The sequence below is a fragment of the Acidimicrobiia bacterium genome, from assembly GCA_040878325.1.
Classification (GTDB): Bacteria; Actinomycetota; Acidimicrobiia; order Spongiisociales; family UBA11373; genus JAUYIV01.
The window spans coordinates 31,707-52,259 of sequence record JBBDMM010000006.1 but is presented as its reverse complement, the minus strand read 5'-3'; the positions used below and the strand labels follow the sequence as shown (position 1 = coordinate 52,259).

24 protein-coding genes are annotated in these 20,553 nt (G+C 65.5%); 18 read left to right on the top strand and 6 right to left on the bottom strand.

Annotation, left to right across the window (positions count from 1 at the left end; translation table 11 throughout):
* Window positions 1–2: 2 nt before the first annotated feature.
* Window positions 3–743, top strand: coding sequence for a crotonase/enoyl-CoA hydratase family protein (locus WD184_02855; GenBank protein ID MEX0825686.1), 741 nt, complete (start codon window positions 3–5; stop codon window positions 741–743).
* Between the two features lie 10 nt (window positions 744–753).
* On the opposite strand, the gene WD184_02850 is transcribed toward WD184_02855, so the two are convergent.
* Window positions 754–1,317 (bottom strand): hypothetical protein, encoded by a 564-nt coding sequence (locus tag WD184_02850; protein ID MEX0825685.1) that lies wholly within the window; start codon window positions 1,315–1,317, stop codon window positions 754–756.
* A gap of 48 nt (window positions 1,318–1,365) precedes the next feature.
* Window positions 1,366–2,214 carry a PAC2 family protein gene (locus tag WD184_02845; protein MEX0825684.1) on the bottom strand — a complete coding sequence of 283 codons (849 nt, stop codon included), beginning with the start codon at window positions 2,212–2,214 and terminating at the stop codon, window positions 1,366–1,368.
* Between the two features lie 264 nt (window positions 2,215–2,478).
* Between WD184_02845 and WD184_02840 the strand changes: the two genes are divergently transcribed.
* Both WD184_02840 and WD184_02835 read left to right on the top strand, forming a co-directional pair.
* Complete coding sequence (locus WD184_02840) at window positions 2,479–2,919, top strand: hypothetical protein (GenBank protein ID MEX0825683.1); 441 nt, start codon at window positions 2,479–2,481, stop codon at window positions 2,917–2,919.
* A 185-nt stretch (window positions 2,920–3,104) separates the two neighbouring features.
* Window positions 3,105–3,494, top strand: coding sequence for an HIT family protein (locus WD184_02835; GenBank protein MEX0825682.1), 390 nt, complete (start codon window positions 3,105–3,107; stop codon window positions 3,492–3,494).
* Window positions 3,495–3,591: 97 nt separating this feature from the next.
* On the opposite strand, the gene WD184_02830 is transcribed toward WD184_02835, so the two are convergent.
* Window positions 3,592–3,945 carry a VOC family protein gene (locus WD184_02830; GenBank protein MEX0825681.1) on the bottom strand — a complete coding sequence of 118 codons (354 nt, stop codon included), beginning with the start codon at window positions 3,943–3,945 and terminating at the stop codon, window positions 3,592–3,594.
* Between the two features lie 250 nt (window positions 3,946–4,195).
* Between WD184_02830 and WD184_02825 the strand changes: the two genes are divergently transcribed.
* The 11 genes from WD184_02825 to WD184_02775 all read left to right on the top strand — a co-directional run bounded on the left by WD184_02825 (window position 4,196) and on the right by WD184_02775 (window position 14,175).
* A complete protein-coding gene (locus tag WD184_02825; GenBank protein ID MEX0825680.1) occupies window positions 4,196–4,588 on the top strand; it encodes a VOC family protein in 393 nt (130 codons plus the stop codon).
* A 99-nt stretch (window positions 4,589–4,687) separates the two neighbouring features.
* On the top strand, window positions 4,688–5,068 hold the full coding sequence (locus tag WD184_02820) for a Rid family detoxifying hydrolase (GenBank protein MEX0825679.1): 381 nt from the start codon (window positions 4,688–4,690) through the stop codon (window positions 5,066–5,068).
* An 11-nt stretch (window positions 5,069–5,079) separates the two neighbouring features.
* Window positions 5,080–6,603: an aldehyde dehydrogenase family protein gene (locus tag WD184_02815; GenBank protein MEX0825678.1), complete on the top strand. Its 1,524-nt coding sequence runs from the start codon at window positions 5,080–5,082 to the stop codon at window positions 6,601–6,603.
* On the top strand, window positions 6,604–7,476 hold the full coding sequence (locus WD184_02810; protein MEX0825677.1) for a hypothetical protein: 873 nt from the start codon (window positions 6,604–6,606) through the stop codon (window positions 7,474–7,476).
* 4 nt (window positions 7,477–7,480) lie between these two features.
* Window positions 7,481–8,227: an ABC transporter ATP-binding protein gene (locus tag WD184_02805; GenBank protein ID MEX0825676.1), complete on the top strand. Its 747-nt coding sequence runs from the start codon at window positions 7,481–7,483 to the stop codon at window positions 8,225–8,227.
* Between the two features lie 94 nt (window positions 8,228–8,321).
* Complete coding sequence (locus tag WD184_02800) at window positions 8,322–9,080, top strand: phosphocholine cytidylyltransferase family protein (GenBank protein ID MEX0825675.1); 759 nt, start codon at window positions 8,322–8,324, stop codon at window positions 9,078–9,080.
* Window positions 9,068–10,120, top strand: coding sequence for an iron-containing alcohol dehydrogenase family protein (locus tag WD184_02795; protein ID MEX0825674.1), 1,053 nt, complete (start codon window positions 9,068–9,070; stop codon window positions 10,118–10,120). The genes WD184_02800 and WD184_02795 overlap by 13 nt, the downstream gene beginning before the upstream one ends.
* The gene (locus WD184_02790; protein MEX0825673.1) at window positions 10,092–10,862 is read left to right on the top strand and encodes a CDP-alcohol phosphatidyltransferase family protein; all 771 of its coding nucleotides are present in this window, start codon (window positions 10,092–10,094) and stop codon (window positions 10,860–10,862) included. The genes WD184_02795 and WD184_02790 overlap by 29 nt, the downstream gene beginning before the upstream one ends.
* Window positions 10,859–11,716 carry a glycosyltransferase gene (locus WD184_02785; GenBank protein MEX0825672.1) on the top strand — a complete coding sequence of 286 codons (858 nt, stop codon included), beginning with the start codon at window positions 10,859–10,861 and terminating at the stop codon, window positions 11,714–11,716. Before WD184_02790 ends, WD184_02785 begins: the two co-directional genes overlap by 4 nt.
* A gap of 160 nt (window positions 11,717–11,876) precedes the next feature.
* Window positions 11,877–13,118, top strand: a complete 1,242-nt coding sequence (locus WD184_02780) for a nucleotide sugar dehydrogenase (GenBank protein ID MEX0825671.1) — start codon at window positions 11,877–11,879, stop codon at window positions 13,116–13,118.
* A gap of 58 nt (window positions 13,119–13,176) precedes the next feature.
* Window positions 13,177–14,175: a L,D-transpeptidase gene (locus WD184_02775; protein ID MEX0825670.1), complete on the top strand. Its 999-nt coding sequence runs from the start codon at window positions 13,177–13,179 to the stop codon at window positions 14,173–14,175.
* A 3-nt stretch (window positions 14,176–14,178) separates the two neighbouring features.
* Here WD184_02775 and WD184_02770 read toward each other — a convergent pair whose 3' ends face one another.
* Window positions 14,179–14,538: a hypothetical protein gene (locus WD184_02770; GenBank protein MEX0825669.1), complete on the bottom strand. Its 360-nt coding sequence runs from the start codon at window positions 14,536–14,538 to the stop codon at window positions 14,179–14,181.
* A gap of 233 nt (window positions 14,539–14,771) precedes the next feature.
* Here WD184_02770 and WD184_02765 point away from each other — a divergent pair, with 233 nt between their 5' ends.
* From WD184_02765 to WD184_02755, 3 genes are all read left to right on the top strand, one after another.
* On the top strand, window positions 14,772–15,233 hold the full coding sequence (locus WD184_02765) for a DNA starvation/stationary phase protection protein (protein ID MEX0825668.1): 462 nt from the start codon (window positions 14,772–14,774) through the stop codon (window positions 15,231–15,233).
* Window positions 15,234–15,478: 245 nt separating this feature from the next.
* Window positions 15,479–16,162, top strand: a complete 684-nt coding sequence (locus tag WD184_02760) for a hypothetical protein (GenBank protein ID MEX0825667.1) — start codon at window positions 15,479–15,481, stop codon at window positions 16,160–16,162.
* Window positions 16,162–16,887 (top strand): hypothetical protein, encoded by a 726-nt coding sequence (locus WD184_02755; protein ID MEX0825666.1) that lies wholly within the window; start codon window positions 16,162–16,164, stop codon window positions 16,885–16,887. The genes WD184_02760 and WD184_02755 overlap by 1 nt, the downstream gene beginning before the upstream one ends.
* On the opposite strand, the gene WD184_02750 is transcribed toward WD184_02755, so the two are convergent.
* Both WD184_02750 and WD184_02745 read right to left on the bottom strand, forming a co-directional pair.
* A complete protein-coding gene (locus tag WD184_02750; GenBank protein ID MEX0825665.1) occupies window positions 16,872–17,519 on the bottom strand; it encodes a response regulator transcription factor in 648 nt (215 codons plus the stop codon). The genes WD184_02755 and WD184_02750 overlap by 16 nt on opposite strands.
* Before the next feature lie 95 nt (window positions 17,520–17,614).
* Window positions 17,615–18,943 (bottom strand): glutamine synthetase family protein, encoded by a 1,329-nt coding sequence (locus WD184_02745; GenBank protein ID MEX0825664.1) that lies wholly within the window; start codon window positions 18,941–18,943, stop codon window positions 17,615–17,617.
* 151 nt (window positions 18,944–19,094) lie between these two features.
* On the opposite strand from WD184_02745, the gene glnA reads away from it, so the two are divergent.
* Window positions 19,095–20,516: a type I glutamate--ammonia ligase gene (gene glnA, locus WD184_02740; protein ID MEX0825663.1), complete on the top strand. Its 1,422-nt coding sequence runs from the start codon at window positions 19,095–19,097 to the stop codon at window positions 20,514–20,516.
* Window positions 20,517–20,553 lie beyond the last annotated feature (37 nt).

Here is a 20,553-nt window from a genome sequence, read left to right as displayed (position 1 = left end):
CCATGCCCGTTCACTACGAAAACATCGGCAACGCTGCGGTCATAACGATCTCGAACCCCAAGACCCGCAATGCGGTCGACCGGGCGACGGCGATCGAGTTGGCGGGTGCATGGCAGCGCTTCGAGAGCGACGCCGAGGCGGTCGTGGGGATTCTCACCGGGGCGGGCGGCACCTTCTGCTCGGGCGCGGACCTCAAGGCGATGGACCTGGCCGACGGTCCAGGTGGATGGTTGGGGATGTCGCGCCTCCAGGTCACCAAGCCGACCATCGCGTCGATCGCCGGGCATTGCGTTGCCGGCGGTCTCGAGTTGGCACTCTGGTGCGACCTGCGGGTGGCTGGTGAGGACGCGGTGTTCGGGTGTTTCGAGCGGCGGTTCGGCGTTCCGCTGGTGGACGGCGGGACCGTGCGGTTGCCTCTCGTCGTGGGCCTGTCGCGGGCGCTCGACCTGATTCTCACCGGGCGTCCGATCGACGCGGCCGAAGCTCATCGGATCGGGCTGGTGGATCGAGTGGTGAGCCCCGACGCCGAGCTGGCGGCCACTCTCGACCTGGCAGAGATGATCGCGGCCTTCCCGCAGGCAACGGTGAGGAGCGATCGGGCCTCCGTCTACGCCGCGGTCGGGCTCTCCATCACCACAGGTTTGGCGTCCGAGAACCGCTTTGGCCACGGCGTCCTGCGCGACGCCGTGGCCGGCGCAGCTCGATATCGGTCCAGCCGGGAAACGGATTCCTCCGCTCCCTGACGCTCCGCGGCTAATCGTCGAAGTCGAACGAGTCGAAGATCGCCGTAGCGTGGGCGCGGTAGGTGTCGAACTCGGCCTCGCCGGTGTAGGTGATGATGTAGGCGCTGCCCTCGAACAGGGCGATCTCCTGCATCCACTTGTACTCGATGCCGTCTTGAGAGCCGGTGTACACGACCACCCATGACGGCTGTTCGTCCATCTGATCGGTGAAACGCTCCACGAAATCGATGTCGGGGATGAAGTCGATCAGTTGCTCGGTCGCGAGCTCCAAATACCCGTCGAGGTCCAGATCGGCGCCGGCAAGGTCTTCGACCACGACGTTGACATTCTCGGAGAACTGGTCGTCGTCCCCCGCCAGCGGTGAGAACACGATGATGACCGCACCGAAGCTGTCACGCTCGTTGTCCCAGTCCTCCGGGAACGAGATCGAGAACGGGTGATCCCCGCTGCCGAACCTGACCATGGGCCCGATGTCGCCACCGGAGGTGGTCGTAGTCACGGTGGCATCGTCATCGCCGCAGGCGGCGGCGAGAAGGGCGATGCAACAGATGAGAGCTGAGAGGCGGAGTTTCACGGTTCCTCCAGGGTGTTGCGGCCGGGCATGGTAGGGGGCATCGAGCGATCAGCGCTCTTTCAGGAAGTCCTCGATCTCCGAGATCAGGTGGTCGCTTCGGGTGGGGTCGATCGGGGCGGCGTCTTCGTCCTGGCCTTCCAGGCGGTTCACGTAGTCGACGAACTCGGTGTTCTCAGCCATTGCCTCATCGACCTTCTCCTCGAAGTCGCTCGACACGGCCTCGAGTTCCGAGGTGTCGAATGGGATGTCCATGATCTCCGAGGCCTTGCCGAGCAGGGCGAGCATCGCTTTCGGGTTGGGATTCGCCGCCAGGTAGTGGGGGATTGCCGCCCACACGCTCACGGCGGGGATGCCGATCTCCCGGCAGGCCTCGAGCATCACCCCGATGATTCCGGTGGGGCCTTCGTACCGCGAGGCGATCAGGCCATAACGGTCGACGAGCGCCGGGTCGGTCGCCACTCCGATGAGGGGGACAGGGCGAGTGTGGGCGACCTGCCCGATGAATGCCCCGAGCGTCACCACCATCTCGGCGTCGGCATCGGCGAGCAGGCGGCCGATCGACCTGGTGTATGTCTTCCACCTCAGGCTGGGCTCTTCGCCGACCACGACGATGGCGTCGTGCTCGCCCTGATCCATCTCGAGCGAATACGCCCGGGTCGTCGGCCAGGCGAGGCGGCGGGTACCGCCTTCACTGACCTCGACCTGCGGACGGCGTACCTGAAAGTCGTAGAACTCCTCGGGTTCGATGGTGGCAAAGGGTTCGACGTCGTCGAACTGGCCGAGGAGGAAGGAGGCCGCTCCCGAGGCGGCATCGGCGGCGTCGTTCCACCCTTCCCATGCCAGCAGTGCTCGCGGGCTGCGGAGTGCTGGCCGAGCGGAACGCCGAACCGGGTCCATGGGCGGGACCATACCGCAATCAGTCGCCAGCAATTCGGGGTCCTCGATGCGCTCGACCCGCGGTTCGCAATTCGCAATACGACAGAACGCGTCCCGGTCGTCGTTGGCGTCTTCACTCGCGGGAGGCGGGAGGCGGGAGGTGGGAGGTGGGAGCGAGATGTGAGTTGCGCCATGCCCTTTCCGAGGGGGCGCTGCCGTAACGAGGACCTTTCAGCAGAGAGCGATGCGAGGGTGCCATGATCGTCGGAAGCAAGGGAGTGGTTCGTGAAAGGGATCAGCGCGGATATTGGCCGAAGCGTCGATGCAGCCCTTCGGCTGAAGCAACAAGAGATGGAGCGGTTCTTCGCGCGCCGCGACATCGAATGGCGTGTCTCACTGGCGGTCTGGGCCTCCTTCGCCGTTGTGGCGAACGCCGGACGCGACCTAAGCCCGACACCAGGCCAAGTTGCCTTGCTGTTTGTCGGAGCAGGGCTGTTTGCAGCCGGTCACCTGTGGTGGCTGTGGACTCACTCAGTTAGGCACGAAACAGCCCGAGTGAATCGCGATCGTGGTGTCGCACTTGACAATGCAGTGCGAGCCCATCTCGGTCTGCCACAGACACGGCTCAAGCCGCCCTTGCCGTACTCGAAGTCGGCACACCTGTGGCCCGCTGGCGTGACCGTGGTCCTCGCGCTCGGAGCCGCGTTCGTGATTGCCGTCGACTAGCGAATCGCGGCGGGCACACGGGGCTCGGGTGACATTTACGGACGCTGGCCGAAGGGAGCACCTTGTCTCCTGGTCGACAGTTCGCTCCGATGTCTGCGACGATTTGAACCAGAGTGGACTCTCCAACGGACAACGGCTGTTTGGTCTGCGAGAAGCATCGACAGGGCGCGGCCGCTCCCGGTGGCGTGGCGTTCGAAGATGGTCTGGTCTTCGTGGGCCACATCCTTCCGCCAGCCCTCGAGGATGTGTACCTCGGCTACCTGATCGTCGAGCCCAAGCGGCACGTGGCTGGATGGGGCCAACTCGGAGACGACGAGGCGGCCGCGCTCGGCAAGACCATCAACAGTGTTGCTGCCGCCCTCCGACATTCGGAGGGCGCGGAACACGTGTATACGGTCACCATCGGCGACGAGGTCCCCCACCTGCACGTTCACCTGATTCCGCGCTATCCCTTCACACCCCGCGAGTTCTGGGGGCTGAGGGTCAGGGAGTGGCCAGACGCGCTGCGCGGGAGCGAGGTAGCGATCAGGGCCGTCATCGAGCGCGTCCGAGAGGCCCTCCGAGTCCAGCGATAGACCGACGCGGTGGCAGGTCGGGTCCGCATCGAGTGCACGCAGTCGGGACTCGATGAAGACCGCCGAGGGGAAGATTCCAGCCTCGACGGTCTCTTGGTCAGGACCTAGGCGTGTAGACCTCGATGGCGCGCCCGTCGGGATCCTGCACGACGGCTCGGAGTCCCCATGGATACTGCGCCGGTTCCTGGATCACTCGTGCTCCTCCTGCTCGTAAGGCCTCGACAACCTCGCCTACAGACTTGACGGCAAAGCCCGGAAACGAAGAGCCTGAAGTGCGAAACCCGCGGGCTGGGCCGTCCTCAAGGCCCGGTACGAGCGCGAAATGAACGCCCTGAATCTCGCAGGCGTAGTGGAGGGGACCTGCGTCATCCTGATGATCATCGACCTCCAGGGGTAGGCCGATGCATCTGTAGAAGGCGAGGGTGCGTTCGAGATCAGATGTGAACAACACCAGGGCACCTAGGTGAGGTTGCACGAGGTGAGGTTATCGCAGACTGCACTGATGATATTTCCCCACGCTGGCCGAGGGACAGCACCAATGCCTGCGAGGTCCCAGTTTCAGACAGATCCGAACGGGAAGTCCGCCGGGAGTCTGAATGTCTCAGGATTGGGGACCGTGTTGATGCCAGGTGCGACGATCGGCCCTAGGTTTGGCGGTGATCACGCCGACGAGCTCGTATGCGTAGTGGCAGACTGCGTCGATGTCGTTCTTGGATCTCGCCACGATCGTCGTTGACGACTACGACCCTGCGATCGAGTTCTTCGTGAGTGTGCTCAACTTCGAACTAGTGGAGGATTCGCCCTCCGTTACCAACGACGGTCGACCGAAACGGTGGGTTGTTGTGCGACCTGCCGGAGGCCAGACAGGTCTGCTGCTTGCTCGTGCGGACGGTGACCATCAACGACGCGTGGTGGGAGGGCAGGTCGCCGGACGAGTTGGCTTTTTTCTCAGAGTCGAGGACTTCGGGGCGACGTACGATCGAATGGTTGCCGAAGGGGTGGAATTCGTGACCTCACCCCGCACTGAGGATTACGGTCGGGTGGCCGTCTTCGTCGACATCTGCGGGAACCGCTGGGATCTGCTTGGCCCCTGAGTCGTCGGATCGGGCCCTGTCGACTTTGCCGCACGCTGGGGTCGATCATTTTGCCGCGGTCTACGCTTCAGTTCCCGACACGATCCCGGAGAGCCCACCATGCCCAAGAAGATCCTCGACATCACCAGCGGTCCCAAGGCAATCGGGGCGTACTCGATCGCCACCGAGGCGAATGGGTTCGTGTTCGTCTCGGGTCAGGTCGCTTTCATGCACGGCACGACCGACCGGGTCGAGGGTGGCGTCGTCGCGGAAACCGAGCAGGTACTGCAGAACATCGGCGCGATCCTCGGTGACGTCGGGCTTGGATTCGCCGACATCGTGAAGACGACGATATTCCTGGCCGACATTGCCGACTTCGCCGCGGTGAACGAGGTGTATGTCCGATTCATCGGCGAAGAACCCCCTGCTCGCTCGACTTTCCAAGTGGGCGCCCTCCCTGCCGGCTTCCAGGTCGAGATCGAAGTAATCGCCGCACGCTGATTGGAGTTCCTGTGACGAGAGACGAGATCTTCGCCGCCCTCGGTTTGGGCGACAGCAATCCGGGTGGGTACGCCGGCGGGTGGATCGCTCCGTCCGGCACCGACCTGTCGGTCGAGAACCCGACGACGGCCACCGAGATCGCCACCGTCGTGCAGACCTCGGCCGCCGACTACGACCAGATCGTTGCGTCGGCCCAGGAGACGTTCCTGCGCTGGCGGATGCTGCCTGCTCCCAAGCGCGGTGAGTACGTGCGCCTGATTGGCAACGCCCTCCGCCACAAGAAGGAGCACCTGGCTGCGCTGGTTTCCCTGGAGATGGGGAAGATCCGCGCCGAGGGTGAGGGCGAGGTGCAGGAGATGATCGACATGGCCGACCTCGCCGTCGGCCTTTCGCGGCAGCTCTACGGGCTGACCATGGCGTCGGAGCGGCCACGCCATCGGATGTTCGAGCAGTGGCACCCGCTCGGCCCGATCGGCGTGATCTCGGCCTTCAATTTCCCGGTGGCGGTGTGGTCGTGGAACGCCTTCGTCGCTGCGGTGTGCGGCGACACGATGATCTGGAAGCCGTCGTCGCATACCCCGCTGACGGCGATCGCCGTCACCCGAATCTGTGATGAGGTCATGGCCGGCTCCGGTTACGAAGGCGTCTTCAACCTCGCGGTCGGCAAGGGGAGCGAGGTCGGCGACTTGCTCATCAACGACCGACGGATCCCGCTGATCTCGGCTACCGGATCGTGCAACATGGGCGAGAAGGTGGGAATCGCGGTCGCCAAGCGTCTCGGGAGGTCGCTACTCGAGTTGGGGGGGAACAATGCGGTGGTCGTGCTCGAAGACGCCGACCCGGGGCTGGTGACCAGGGCGGTGTTGTTCGGGGCAGTCGGTACCGCCGGGCAGCGGTGCACCTCGATCCGGCGGATGATCGTCGAGTCAGGGATCAAGGGCGACGTCATCAAACGCCTTGTCGATGCCTACTCCCAGGTGCGCATCGGCGACCCCCTCGACCCCTCGACGGTGATGGGTCCGCTGGTCAACAAGGGCGCGGTTGACGAGATGCTGGCGGCCGTCGAGATCGCCAAGGACCAGGGCGGCAAGGTCCTCCACGGTGGGGGCCGGGCCGAAGTGCCTGGGTTGAACGGCCACTTCGTGGAGCCGACCATCATCGAGATCGACCGCGATGCGCCGATCGTTCAGGAGGAGACCTTTGCCCCCATCCTCTACGTCATCGAAGCGACCGACGTTCACGATGCGATTGCAGTCCACAACGGGGTTCGGCAGGGCTTGTCTTCGGCCATATTCACCAACAGCTTGCGGGCATCGGAGTTGTTCCTCTCGGCCGAGGGATCGGATTGCGGAATTGCCAACGTCAACATCGGCACCTCCGGCGCCGAGATCGGTGGCGCCTTCGGCGGTGAGAAGGAGACCGGTGGGGGTCGGGAAGCGGGGTCGGACTCCTGGAAGGCGTACATGCGTCGCCAGACCAACACGGTCAACTGGAGCAGCGACCTGCCGCTCGCCCAGGGCATCGAGTTCGGCTAGATGAGCGAACCGATCGGGCAGTCGTCGGACGGGCCATCGGACGGGGGGTTGCTCGGCGGCGAGCTACAAGATCCGTCGCGGCGCCGACCGATCCGGGAGGACCTGCTTCGGCTGTGGTCTCGCCGCCACTTCGTGATGTTTGCGGCGGTGTCGAATCTGCACAGCCAGCAGATGGACACGGTGCTCGGAAACGTCTGGCACCTGCTCAACCCGGCCTGGCAGGTGCTCGTCTACTACATCATCTTCGGCCTGATACTGGAGATCGACCGCGGGGTGGGCAACTTTCTGCCTTTCCTCGCCATCGGCATCTTCGCCTTCCAGTACATGCGCAAGTCGATAGTCGGTGCGGCGCGATCTCTGATCAGCAACCGCGGACTGATCCAGTCGATCGCCTTCCCCAGGGCCACGCTTCCCATAGCGGTCACCGCGTCGGAAGCTGCGGCGTTCCTGGCCCCGGCAATCGTGATGCTGGCAGTAGCGCTCCTCACCGGGGAAACGCTGTCGCTGCGATGGCTCCTGATACTGCCGATCTTCGGGCTCCAGACCCTGTTCGTGGTGGGGGCCGCCTTCATCGCCGCACGCATCACCTTCTACTTCCGTGACTTCGAGAACATTCTCGACTTCCTGTTCCGGATGGCTTTCTACTTCTCGGGAGTCCTGTTTCTGGTCGAGCGATTCGTCCAGGATGGGACCGTACGGGCGCTGGCGAACCTGAATCCCCTGCTCGACTACATCTCGCTGTATCGGTGGGCGGTGATGGACATGCCGGTGACCCGCCTGCTCGTCATCAGCGCTTTCTCCTGGGCGTTGATCACGCCCGTCGTCGGCTACGTCTGGTTCCAGCGACGCGAGCGGGACTACGGCCGTGAATGAGCCGATGACGGCCATCGAGGTAAAGGACGCCAGCGTGACCTACCGGGTGTACCTCGACCGCCGCCCCAGCCTGCGTGAGCAGATCACCGTGCGTCGTCGGCGGCGTGAGCACACCCAGGTCGAGGCCGTGAAAGACGTGTCCTTCACGGTCGAGACCGGTGAGATCCTGGGTCTCATCGGAGCCAACGGGTCGGGGAAGAGCTCATTGCTGAGTGCCATCGCTGGTCTGCAGCCCGTGTCGGCGGGGTCGATCCGGGTGCGGGGTGAGCCGACTCTATTGGGCGTGGGGGCGGTGCTCGATGGTCAGCTGTCTGGAGCGCGCAACATCCTCCTCGGCTGCATGGCGCTGGGAATGACCCGCGCCGAATCCGAGTCTCGCTTCGATTCCATCGTCGACTTCGCCGGGTTGCGTCGGGCGATCGACCGGCCACTCCGAACCTATTCGTCCGGCATGCGTTCGCGCCTTCATTTCGCGATCGCGACATCGATGGAACCCGAGATCCTGCTGGTCGATGAGGTGCTTGCGGTCGGGGACCGCGACTTCAGGCGGCGGAGCCTGAAGCGCATCGAAGAGCTACGCGCGAACGCCAAGGTCGTGGTCCTCGTGAGTCACAACCTCAAGCAGATCGATCGGGTGTGCACCCGGGCCATATGGCTCGACGAGGGACGGCTCATGGCGGACGGAACCCCCGATGACGTCGTCAGGGCGTACATCGATTGGACGGGCGGGGGCGACGAGGACGACGACTGAAGGAGAGCCAAGAGTCAAGAACCAAGAGCCGATCAGGAGCCACCTGCCACCTGCCACCTGCGACCTGCCCCCTGCCCTGCCCTAGCCTCTTGCCGTGACCGAGGAGCCCCGAATCGAGTCGATTTCGCAGGCGGTAGTCCTTTGCGCCGGTCAGGGGCGGCGACTTCTGCCGTTCACCCGCGACCTCCCCAAGACCCTTCTCGATCTAGGCGGCGGGCGGACGGTGCTCGACCACGTGCTGGGGGTGCTCGCCGAGTCTGGAGTTTCAAGGGTCCGTTTGGTCGTCGGGCACGCGTCCGAGGAGGTGGGCCGGCGCCGTAGCAGCCTCGAGTCGCACTACGGGCTCGAGATCGAGTTGATCGACAACCCCGATCATGCGGTCCTCAACAACGCCCATTCGCTGTGGCTGGGCTTGGGTGGGATCAGTGGGGACTGCTTGGTGGCCAATGGCGACACCCTCGTCACCGATACCGCAATGCGGCGGCTGATAGACGCCCCGCCCGCCGGCCTAGCGCTGGCGATCGACTCGAAGAAGGCGCTGGCCGACGAGGAGATGAAAGTCACCTTCGACTCATCCGGGTGGCTCACCGGCATTTCGAAGGGCCTCCATCCGGAGCAGGCCCACGGTGAGTACGTCGGCATCGCTCGGCTCGCCCCTGAAGCGATCGCCCCGTTTGTGGCGTGCCTCGAGCAGGCATGGAGAAAGGACGGCTCGCTCTACTACGAGGATGGCATCGGCGACTTTGCCCGCGCCCACGGGGTGTACGGGGTAGAGGTGGGCGATCTCCCCTGGATCGAAATAGACACGCCGGAAGACCTCGAACGGGCGAAGATGATGAAATGGCACTCTTAGCGCGCGTCCTCGCCGGGCCGCTGATGGTGGATGTGCGGGCCGGCGCCGTCGCCGGGTTGGCCGACTTGCTGGCTGACCGGCGTATCGCGACCACCGGCCGGATCGCGGTGGCGGTGGGTTCCGGAGTCGGGGCGGAGGTCCGATCGAGCGTCGAGGCCTCCCTGTCGGCCCCAGTCTTCGAAGTCGACGGTGGAAGCCTGGCGTCCGCCCGGGAACTGTCCGACCTGCTCAGGGGAAAGCAGTTCGAGGCTCTCGTTGGCATCGGCGGCGGCGGATCCCTGGATGTCGCCAAGTGGGCCGCCACCGCGGTGGGCCTCCCCTTCGTTTCGGTGGCGACGACCTTGACCCACGACGGACTTGCCTCACCGGTGGCGGCGCTCGAGGACAACGGGTGGAAGGGGTCCTACGGGGTGCAACCCCCGATCGCGGTCGTGGTGGATCTCGACCTCGTGCGGTCCGCCCCCCTGAGCCATGCGAGGTCCGGCATCGGAGAGGTGGTCTCCAATCTGTCTGCAGTCGCCGACTGGGTCATGGCCCGGGACGTGACCGACGAGCCGTTTGACGGGCTGGCAGCCGCGATGGCAACTGCGGCCGCTCTGTCGATCCTGCACGAGCCGCGTACCCCACCGGACCAGGTGGGGCTCGAGGCCCTCGCAGACGCCCTCATCGTCAGCGGGCTGGCGATGACGGCGGCCGGCACCAGCAGGCCGTGCAGCGGGGCGTGCCACGAGATCAGCCATTCGATCGACCGGCTGCACCCGGGACTGGCGCTCCACGGGGAGCAGGCCGCGGTCGGCGCGATGTTCGCTTCGTTCCTCCGTGACGACGCCCGGCTGCAGGACATCGATGAATGCTTCACCCGCAATCAGGTGCCCCGGCTGCCCGCGGACATCGGACTCGACGCGGAGCAATTCACCGCGGTCGTCCTTGCCGCACCGGAGACCCGGCCGGGAAGGTTCACCATCCTCGAAAGACTGGAATTGGATGCCGTCGAGACAAGGCAGCGAGTCGATGCGTTCATCGAAGCCTTCGATCGCTGAGCTGCGCCGCGTCTGCCAGCCGGCGAGCATCGTCGGCCGGCGGAGCGACGAACACTGGGCAGGCCGCTTGTACATGCGGGGGCTGTCGATCTACTTCACCCGGGCGGCGCTCTCCCTTGGCTTGAGCGCCGATGGAGTCACCCTCCTGATGCTGGCCGTGGGCCTGGCGGGTTCCACCCTCCTGTTCGTCGGCGGGGTGTGGCCGGCCATCGGGGCGTTCGTCGGCGTCCAGTTGTATCTGTTGCTCGATTGTGTCGATGGCGAGGTAGCCCGTTGGAACTCGACCGAGAGCCCGCGCGGCGTGTACCTCGACCGCATCTCCCACTACCTGGTCGAGGCGACGCTTCTCGTTGGCCTCGGCTGGCGTGCGGGTGGAGGTGACGACTCCGTCTGGTTGGCCGTGGGTCTGGGAGCCGCCCTCGCCGCGGTGCTCGCCCGGATCGAAACGGACCTGGTCGACGCCGCCCGGGCGAAATCGGGCATGCCGGCTATCGGTGACGAGGGGTCCCGCATCCGGGCGCCTGCTCTCAGGCTTCTGCGGCGGATCGCCGACTTCGTTCCCCTGCATCGGATCACCGGAGCCGTCGAGGCGAGCACGCTCATCCTGGTGGCGGCGGTGTTCGACGCGGTGAGATCCGATCTGGCGGCGAGCCAGTGGCTGGTGACGGCGATGGTGACAGTGGCGGCCCTCGTCGCGGTGGGCCATCTGGTGTCGGTGCTTGCCTCCGACCGCCTCCGATGACCAGCGCATCCGTGGTCGTGCTCACGATGTGTGATCGCCCTGACGCCTTGCGATCGGCGATCGAATCGATTCGGACGCAGACCGGCCCCCAGGCCGAGCTCATCCTCGTGGGAAATGGCTGCATTCCAACCCCGGACCGCGGTCACGCCACCGTGGTCGTGTCGCCGGAGAACGTCGGCGTTGCTTCCGGGCGGAATCTGGGTTGGGGTGCGGCCAACGAAGATGTCGTGTTCTTTCTCGACGACGACGCCCGCTATGGCGCGACGAGTGTCATCAGCGAGGCGGCGGCCGCTTTCGAAGCCGACCCTCGACTCGCCGTCATCTCATTCCGCATCGTCGACGAGTCCGGGCGGGTGATCTCGAAGCACATTCCCATGCTGTGGAAGGCGCGGTCGCGGCGGACGGCGCGCGTGACCACCTTCCTGGGAGGGGCCTGCGCAATCCGCCGGTCGGTGATCGACGAAGTCGGTGGGTTTCCGGAGGAGTTCTTCTACGCCCTCGAAGAGACCGACCTCGCCTGGCGTCTGCTCGATGCCGGCTACGACATCCGGTACTCCGGGAACCTCGAGGTGGTCCACCCGGTCGTTTCTTTGAGCCAGCGAAGCGGTGCGATCTACAGCACTGCCCGCAACCGGGTGCTGCTGTCACGCCGCCGACTGCCGGTGCCGCTGGCTGTCGTGTATCTGATGGTGCGAGGGCTTCTGTCGCTCGGCACCGTCCGATCGTGGAGCGATCTCGGCGCCCTGCGCCGCGGATATCGGGCGGGGTTCACGGACCCGGCGGGAGCGCGCGCCCCGATGAGGTGGCGGACGGCGTGGCGGATGCTCCGCCTCGGCCGCCCCCCGATCGTCTGACTGCGCCGCTCATAGGGGCAGGGCGGTCTTGCCGGAGGCGGGAATCAGGAAGCGGGAGCCCGAAGGGCTCCTCCGAGATGTCCCGTAGAGTCACGGCGAGGAGGAGCGGGCCATTTCCGACCGAGTCGATTTCTTCGAGCAGCAGGCGTGGACCGCCGGTGTGATCGGCCTCGGCTACGTGGGGCTCCCTTTGGCGGTGAACGCCGTCGAGCGAGGCCTGCGCGTGATCGGATTCGACATCTCGACGAAGGTGGTCGAGCGGATTCGAGCCGGCGACTCGCCCGTGGAGGATGTATCCGCCGAATCGCTGGCGGCCGCCCTTGCCGGGGGGCTCGAAATCACCGACGACGAGTCTCGTCTGCGGGAAGCCGATGCACTCTTCATCTGCGTCCCCAGCCCGCTCAACCGGCATCGTCAGCCCGATCTCTCCTTCATCGAGGCAGCCGCCGGGACCGTGAGCAGAGTGGTCCATGCCGGAACCCTCGTCGCGCTGGAGTCCACCACCTACCCGGGTACCACCGAGGACCTGCTGGTGCCGGCGGCCACTAAGGGGGGCCTGGTTCTCGACTCCGACGTCTTTGTCGCGTTTTCACCCGAGCGCGTCAGCCCGGGGTCAGGTCATGGCATCGGATCGATCCCGAAGCTGGTCGGCGGGGTCAGTGCCGAGTCGGGCAGGGTCGCCGCCGCGGCGTACCGGCGGATGGTCGATGCGGTCCACCCGGTTTCATCGGCCAGGGTCGCCGAGATGGCGAAGCTGCTCGAGAACACCTATCGCGCAGTCAACATCGGCCTCGTCAACGAGATGGCTGCGCTGGCCCATGAGATCGATGTGGACATCTGGGAAGTGATCGATGCGGCGGCCACCAAGCCATTCGGCTTCCAACCCTTCTATCCCGGGCCCGGCGTAGGCGGCCATTGCATCCCGCTCGACCCGCAGTATCTCGCCTGGCGGGCAAAGGAGGCCGGATTCGCCACGCGATTCATCGACCTCACCGAGGAGGTCAATGCCCGCATGCCCGAGTACGTCGCCAACCGGATCTCAGAGATCCTCAACGATCGTGGTCTGCCGGTGTACTCGACAAAGGTGCTCGCGGTGGGCCTGGCCTACAAGTCCGGGGTGGGCGATGCCCGTGAGTCGCCGGCCCTCGACGTGATCGGCGAGTTGACCCGCCGGGGGGCACAGGTGGTCGCGTGGGACCCTTTGGTGGAGGACGCCGAGATCGAGGGCCTCGGAATCGCCCGGGTCGATGCCCTCCCCGAGGGATGCGCACTTGCGGTGATTCTCGCCGATCACGACTTGTTCGACCTGCAGGCGATCGCTGGAGCCGTCGACGTCGTTTTCGACACGCGGGGTGCTTATCGTCGGCGAGGCATCGTTGCGGCCAACGTCGTGCCGTTGTGACTCAACCTGGTTGGGGTGAGGGCCGATCGATTACCCTCAGCTTTTCGAGGAGGTTCAATTGGCGGCGAGGCGTCTAGAGGCGGCTACCTCCCGCGGCGGGATCGTCGTCGCCGTCGCCATGCTGGCTATCACCCTGGTGCCTGCCCCCGCTTCGGGCGACCTCGGGGCGGTTGCTGTCTACTCGAACGGGCTTCACCCCGGTTCCACCCTGGCCGGCAGAACGCTCCCGATCGACTGGACCGAGCGACGCAACCCGTGTGAGGTTCCCGCCGAGGTTCGTCGCGACGGCGACCTGTGCCCCGGCGACGCCACCTGGTCGGTGTTCACCCTCCAATGGCTGTTGACCGAGCGGAAGCTCTATCGCGGGCCGATGAGCGGGGTGTACGACGCCAAGACCCAGTACGCCGTCGTCACCTTTCACAAACTGACCGGCCCGGCACACACCAATCCGGCCACCGCCCGAGCAGATTGGATCGCCAATCCCCCGCCGTTGGACTGGGTTGCCGAGGACTGGGACCTCCTCCGGGCGTTCGTCCCCCGCCCCCCGACCTTGCGTGAGGATCAACCCGATCGGGTGGAGGTCGACATCGGCCATCAGGTGCTCTATCTGGTCGAGCAAGGGAAGGTCGAAGCGATCATGCCGGTGAGTACCGGGGCCGGCCGCGGCACGGTGGGTTGCCGGACCGAAGATGGCTGCAACTCCAGCGTGACTCCGCGCACGGCCAGGCTCGAGGAGGGAAGCGCCTTCATCGGGGAGCATCGGTATGGCCGAGGCTGGTCGCCCCGGCCCGGTGAGTGGTCGATCTACAAGTTCATCTGGTACCGCGGGCAGCACGGTGAGTGGAACTACGGAATCCATGGATATCCCAGCGTCCCCAACTACCCGGCGTCGCACGGTTGCATACGAGTGCCCACCTGGGACATGGACTTTTTGCGGCCATGGGCCGAAGAGGGCGGGTACGACCTCGAGGCGGCGCGGGTGAAGGTGGGGATGCCGATCCACGTCTGGGACGAGATCGAGATCGAGTACACCGCCCCGTCGGACGGCCTGCACTAGGCCTTACGGCACGGCGGTCAGTGCGGCGACGACGACTCCGACCGCGATCAGCAGGATCAACACTGCAACCGCGATCACCAGGGCACGGGGTGCCTTGTCCGTCGAGATCGGGCCCTGGGGCAGCCGGGCGGGTGGACGCACGACCCGGCGCGGCCGACCGGTCTGGATGGTTGGCCGCGGCTTCGGGAAGTTCTCGGCGACCGGGATCGAAATCTCGATCTCTTCGAGACCGATGTCCGGCGTCTCGGCGACTGCGTTCTTCGCCTGCTCGATCAGGCTCTCGCTCGATGCAGTCTGTCGGCCCCTGGCGCGTTCGATCATGTCCTCACTGCTGAGGGGCCCGCCATCGGCGTTCTCGCTCATGGGCCGACCTTACCGGCGGATTGGGCGAACAAGGGCGTCCTCCCCTGCCGTCTTCGGCGGTGACGGAGGGGGCCCGGAGGCAGCGTGCGGTCAAACCACCCTCTTCAAGACACGGGACCAGTCCTGCTCGCAGGGTCAGCCGCCCCCCTTCCCAAGGAACCCGGAGGGTTCCCGTACTCCCCCCCCGGAGGCCGGGGTGAGATAGGTTGAGCCCAAGCAACGGGGGAGGTTTCATGAGCTTCGACATCGAGGAGGGCGCGAGGATCGAGATAGCCGATGCGCTCTCGGTGCTGTTGGCAGACAGCTACACCCTATATCTGAAGACTCAGAACTATCACTGGAACGTCACCGGGCCGATGTTCCCTGCACTTCATGCCATGTTCGAGACCGAGTACCTCGAGTTGCGGGATGCCGTCGACGTGATCGCCGAGCGCATCCGCGCTCTCGGGCGGCCCGCTCCGGCGTCGTATAAGGCATTTGGCGAGCTCACCTCGATCGAGGAGGCCGAGAAGATCCCCGAGGCGCTCGACATGGTGCGGGACCTCGCCGCCGGCCACGAGACTGTGGCTCGTACCGCCCGGGCTGTGGTCGACAGGGCCGAACCGGCCGGAGATATCGCCACCGTCGATCTCGCGACCGGGCGCGTCGAGATCCACGAGAAGACCGCCTGGATGCTCCGCACGACGGGCGGCTGACCACCCGGCAGGTCAGGTGACGGCGAAGATCGGGCCGATGATGGCCACGATCACCGTCGATACCCCGACCAGTGGTCTCGAGCCATCGCGACGGCGTCGGGCCTGGGGGCTGCCCGCGTCAAGAACCGCTGGATATCCATGGGTTCACCGTACCCCGATCCCGCCACAGTGCCCATCCGCCAGGCGGATTCCCCCATGACCAGCGCACCATCTGCGGAGGGCGAAACGGTCGGTACCCTTTGCTGATGAGACTGGCGACCAAGGGTCAAGGAGTCCGCCTTCTGGCGGGTCTCGTTGCCATGTCCGCCCTGCTTTCGGGATGTGCCGAGACGCGTCAACCAAGCCAGGAGATCATCGAGGACCTCGGGGAGCCGGGTTGGGTACTGGTGTTCGAGGGGCCCCTGGACGATGCCCTGGTCGGAGCGAACGCCGACCTGGTTCGACCGAACTTCTCAGTGCTTCCATCGGTATCGGGCTGGGTCCACGTCTGGGAGAAGGATTCGGCGAGGGTGGCGGTGGGCCTCTTCTATACCGGGAACGAGCTGGCGAATCCGCTCGCGGGTGCCCGACGACTGCGGAGAACCATGGAAGAGTGGAGATTGAGCTGGACGCGGGAGTTCGAGGAAGTGGCGAGCGCGTCGGTGACCCTCGAGGTGGCATCCGACTCCGGCGTGAAGAAGTGGGTCTACGGCGCAAATCGGGCGTACGTATTCGGAATCGGATTCGAGGGCGTATCCCACGATCTAGTCGGTGAGATCTTCGACGCACAGCTCGCGTCCTTGCCTGAATTCGATCCCTTCGACTCGATTCGCCCCGGGGTCACGGTCACTTACCTTGTGCTGATGCTGCTGGCGTTCTTCTACGGGGTGCGGATGCATCGTGACCGTCTTCGCCGACTCGACGGCGCGAAGGTCGAGGTGTTCCCGTGATGGCGCGGCCTCGGGAGTTGGCCGGTGGTCTCGGTGCCCTGCTGGCGGGTATCTCGGTGCGGACCGTTTCGCCCGACCGGTTTCACAACAACTGGGCATGGCTGGTCGGAGGGCTGTTCGGCGGCCTGGCGATCCACAGCATGTTCGACGTGGGCTCGGGCCGGCTGCTGGCCGTGGCGGGGGCGGCGATAGCCCTCGTCGTCGGGAGGGTTCTGGAGTGGCGGATCATTCGTCGGGCTTCCCCCCACCCTCGCGGAGGCCGCAAGGCACTCGGCATCACCCAATCTCATCTGGTGGTGTTCCGGCGCCCGGGGATCGGCGGTCGGGCGATCCATGTGGTGGCGTCGGCACCGCTCGACGAGGTGGTGGCGATTCGGGTCGACAACGGCGGATGGGATTGGCTGAGGTGGCTGCTCACCTTCGCTGGAGCGGCGGTGGTGGTGGCGTCCGAATTCGTTGCCTTCTCGGTGAATCTGCTGCTGGTCGGTGTCATCCTGCTCGCCCTTCTTGCCTCGGTGGTGGGCTCGACGGGGTCGAGTGGAGTGTGGGTGTTGTTCGGCGATGGCAGGCAATGGAAGTTCAGCGTGAGGGCCGCCGAATGGTTTCGGTTCCACTCGGAGATACCTGGATTCAAGTGGCGCGGGTCGGGGGACGGGATGCGCAACGGCTCCGGCGTAGTTCACTGGACCTTCGTCCCCCACCACCCCGGTCAACCAAACCGGTAGCCAACGCTCCTGACGGTTGTGATCCACGATGAGCGTTCCTCGCCGAGTTTCGCCCGCAGTCGCCTCACATGAACATCGACGGTGCGGGCGCCGCCGAAGTAGTCGTAGCCCCAGACCCGGCTTAGCAATTGCTCACGAGACCACACCCGGCCCGGGTTGGTGGCGAAGAACCGCAGCAGTTCGTATTCCATGTAGGTCAGGTCGACCGGTTCGGCGCCCACGGTCGCCTGGTAGGTGGCGAGGTTCAAGGCCAGGTCCTTGAAACAGATGACCTCTTCTGAGCCGGTGCCCAACGCAGGCACTGCCAGGCGATTCGCCCGAGCAGCCAGCTCCGATGGGTCGAAGGGGGAAACGATGAAGTCGTCGAAGTCGCCCCCCGCCAGATCGAGGGATACGGGTCGCGGGATGACGACTAGGACGGGAGCCGAGCCCTCGTCGCGGATGCGCCGGGAGGCGGCCAGTCCGGCGAGCTGATCGTCGCCGAGTTCCACGACGATCAGCGACCATCCTTCTTCCGGTGCGGATTCGGCGACCGCGGCTGCATCAGCCACCGGCGTCGCCCTGAAACCGGCGTCGGCCAGGCCGCGCAGCAACTCGGCGGAAGGCTGGAGGGGGTAGACGGCAGCGTGCATTTGGTATCTCAGGGTCGACTGTAAATGACTGTCGGCTTCCTACGGCGGTGCGTCAACTGTTTCTCTCGCCGGGACCCCGTGTCGAGCGGCGGGATCTAGAGGATCGGCAGGTACTCCTCGAGTTCGTACCGGCTCACGTGACGCTGGTATCTGTCCCATTCGACACGTTTGTTCCGCAGGAACCACTCGAACAGGTGCTCGCCCAATGCCTCGGCAACCAGTTCCGAGCCCTCCATGGCGTCGAGCGCCGAGGCCAGGTTGTCGGGGATTCGATTGACCCCGTTTGCCGCCAGTTCTTCCGGGGTGATGCCCTTGACGTTCGATGCCACTTCCGGCGGAAGGTCGTAATTGCCCTCGATCCCGGCGAGGCCGGCGGCGAGGATCACCGAGAACGCCAGGTACGGGTTGCAAGCCGGGTCGGGGGATCGGTATTCGATGCGCGTGCTTGCCGGCTTGCCCTTCTTCGGCGTCGGCACCCGCACCAGCGCCGACTGGTTGTTGCGGGCCCAGGTGATCCACACCGGGGCGTCGAACCCCGACACCAACCGCTTGTAGGAATTCACCCACTGGTTGGTGACCGCGGTGATCTCCCGTCCGTGGTGGAGCAGCCCGGCGATGAAGCCCCTGGCGACTTTCGACAGCCCATACTCCGCCCCGGCCTCGTGGAACGCGTTGCGGTCGCCTTCGAACAGCGACAGGTGAAGGTGGAGCCCGCTGCCGTCGACTGCTTCGATCGGCTTGGGCATGAAGGTGGCATGGATCCCGTGCTCCATGGCCACCTCCTTCACCGCCAGTCGGGTGGTCATGAAGCTGTCGGCCATGGTGAGGGCATCCGTGTACCGCAGGTCGAGCTCGTGCTGGCTGGGGGCGACCTCGTGATGTGAGGCTTCCACCGGGATACCGAGATTTTCGAGGGCCATGATCGTCCGGCGCCGGTACTCCTGGGCGACGTCGAGGGGGGTCAGGTCGAAGTAGCCGCCGCGGTCGAGGGTCTGCGGCACCGGCCCCGCGTCGGCGAAGTAGAAGTACTCCACCTCGGGCCCCACCATGAACGAGTAGCCCAGGTCGGCCGCTCGCTGCAGGTTGCGTTGCAGCACCGACCGGGGATCGCCCTCGAATTGCTCGTTGTCAGGAGTGGTGATGTTGCAGAACATCCGGGCCACCCCCGCCTGGTCCGAACGCCAGGGGAGGATCTGAAAGGTGGTCGGGTCCGGGTGCGCCAGCATGTCCGCCTCCTGCACCCGGGAGAATCCATTGATCGCCGAGCCGTCGAACTGCATTCCCTCGTCGAACGCGGTCTCCAGCTCGGCGGGGGTGATGGCGAACGACTTGAGGAACCCGAGGACATCGGTGAACCACAGCCGGATGAAGCGAATGCCGCGCTCTTCGACGGTGCGGAGAACGTATTCCTCTTGCTTGCCCATTTGACCTCCCGGCGGGTCATCGTACGGGGGGCGCCTCCGGTTGAGAAGGTGGGGGCGGGCACGAAACAGAGTGTTCACACATCGGCAACCGTCGGGAAACGAGCTTGAACTACAAAGGCTCGTCGCACCAGGGAACGGAAGGAGTCGGTCAATGGCGTCACCCAAAGACGTGGTGAAGATGCTGGCGGAAGGCGCGTACGAGTTCGTCGATCTCAGGTTCATCGACCTCCCCGGCCAGGTGCAGCACTTCACGGTTCCGGTGAGCCAGGTCGACGAGGAGGCGTTCACCGAGGGGTTCGGATTCGACGGCTCCTCGATTCGCGGCTTCCAGGAGATCCAGGAGTCGGACATGCTGCTCGTCCCCGACCCGGACACCGCGGTCGAAGACACGTTCCGCGATCGACGCACCCTGATCCTTTACTGCTGGGTCCGTGATCCGGTCACCGGCCAGCCCTATGAGAAGGACCCGCGCTTCATCGCCCAGAAGGCGGAGGCCTACCTCAAGTCCACCGGTCTGGCCGATGTGTCCTACTGGGGACCGGAGGCCGAGTTCTACATCCTCGACTCGGTGAGGTTCGATCAGAACCAGTTCTCCGGCTTCTACGAGGTCGACTCGGTCGAGGGGGCCTGGAATACCGGCGCCGACGAGCCCGGGGGGAACCTCGGCTACAAGCCGGGATACAAGGAGGGCTACTTCCCGGTGCCTCCCACCGATCACTTTCAGGATCTGCGGTCCGAAATGGCGGCACGCCTGATCGACGCCGGCATCGACGTCGAAGTGCAGCATCACGAGGTGGGTACTGCGGGCCAGGCCGAGATCGACATCCGTTACGGTTCGCTGTTGGCAACAGCCGACAAGGTGACGATGTTCAAGTACATCGTCAAGAACACCGCCACCCTCTACGGCAAAACGGTCACGTTCATGCCGAAGCCGATCTTCCAGGACAACGGCTCGGGGATGCATGTTCACCAGAGCCTGTGGCTCGACGGCAAGCCCCTGTTCTACGACGAGAAGGGCTACGCCGGCTTGTCCGACATGGCTCGGCACTACATCGGCGGCCTGTTGACCCACGCCGCCGCGCTGTTGGCCTTCGCTGCCCCGACCACCAACTCGTACCGACGGCTGGTTCCAGGGTATGAGGCGCCGGTGAACCTGGTCTACAGCCAGCGGAACCGGTCGGCGGCGGTGCGGATCCCGGTCTACAGCCGCAAGCCTGCCCTCAAGCGGCTCGAGTTCCGGTGCCCCGACCCGTCGGCGAACGCCCACCTCGCCTTTGCGGCGATGCTGATGGCCGGCCTCGACGGAATCGCCCGAAAGCTGGACCCCGGCGCCCCGGTCGACAAGGACCTGTACGACCTGCCCCCGGAGGAGCTGGCCAAGGTGCCTTCGGTGCCAGGCTCGTTGGAGGAATCACTGGCCGCGCTGGAAGCCGACCACGAGTTCCTGCTCGCCGGCGACGTGTTCACCGAGGGCTTGCTCGAGGACTGGATCAGCTACAAGCGGCTACGCGAGGTCGACGCCATCCGCCTCCGCCCCCACCCCTGGGAGTTCCGGCTGTATTACGACTGTTGAGAGTCGGGGGGGGGGGGGGGGGGGGGGGGGGGGGGGG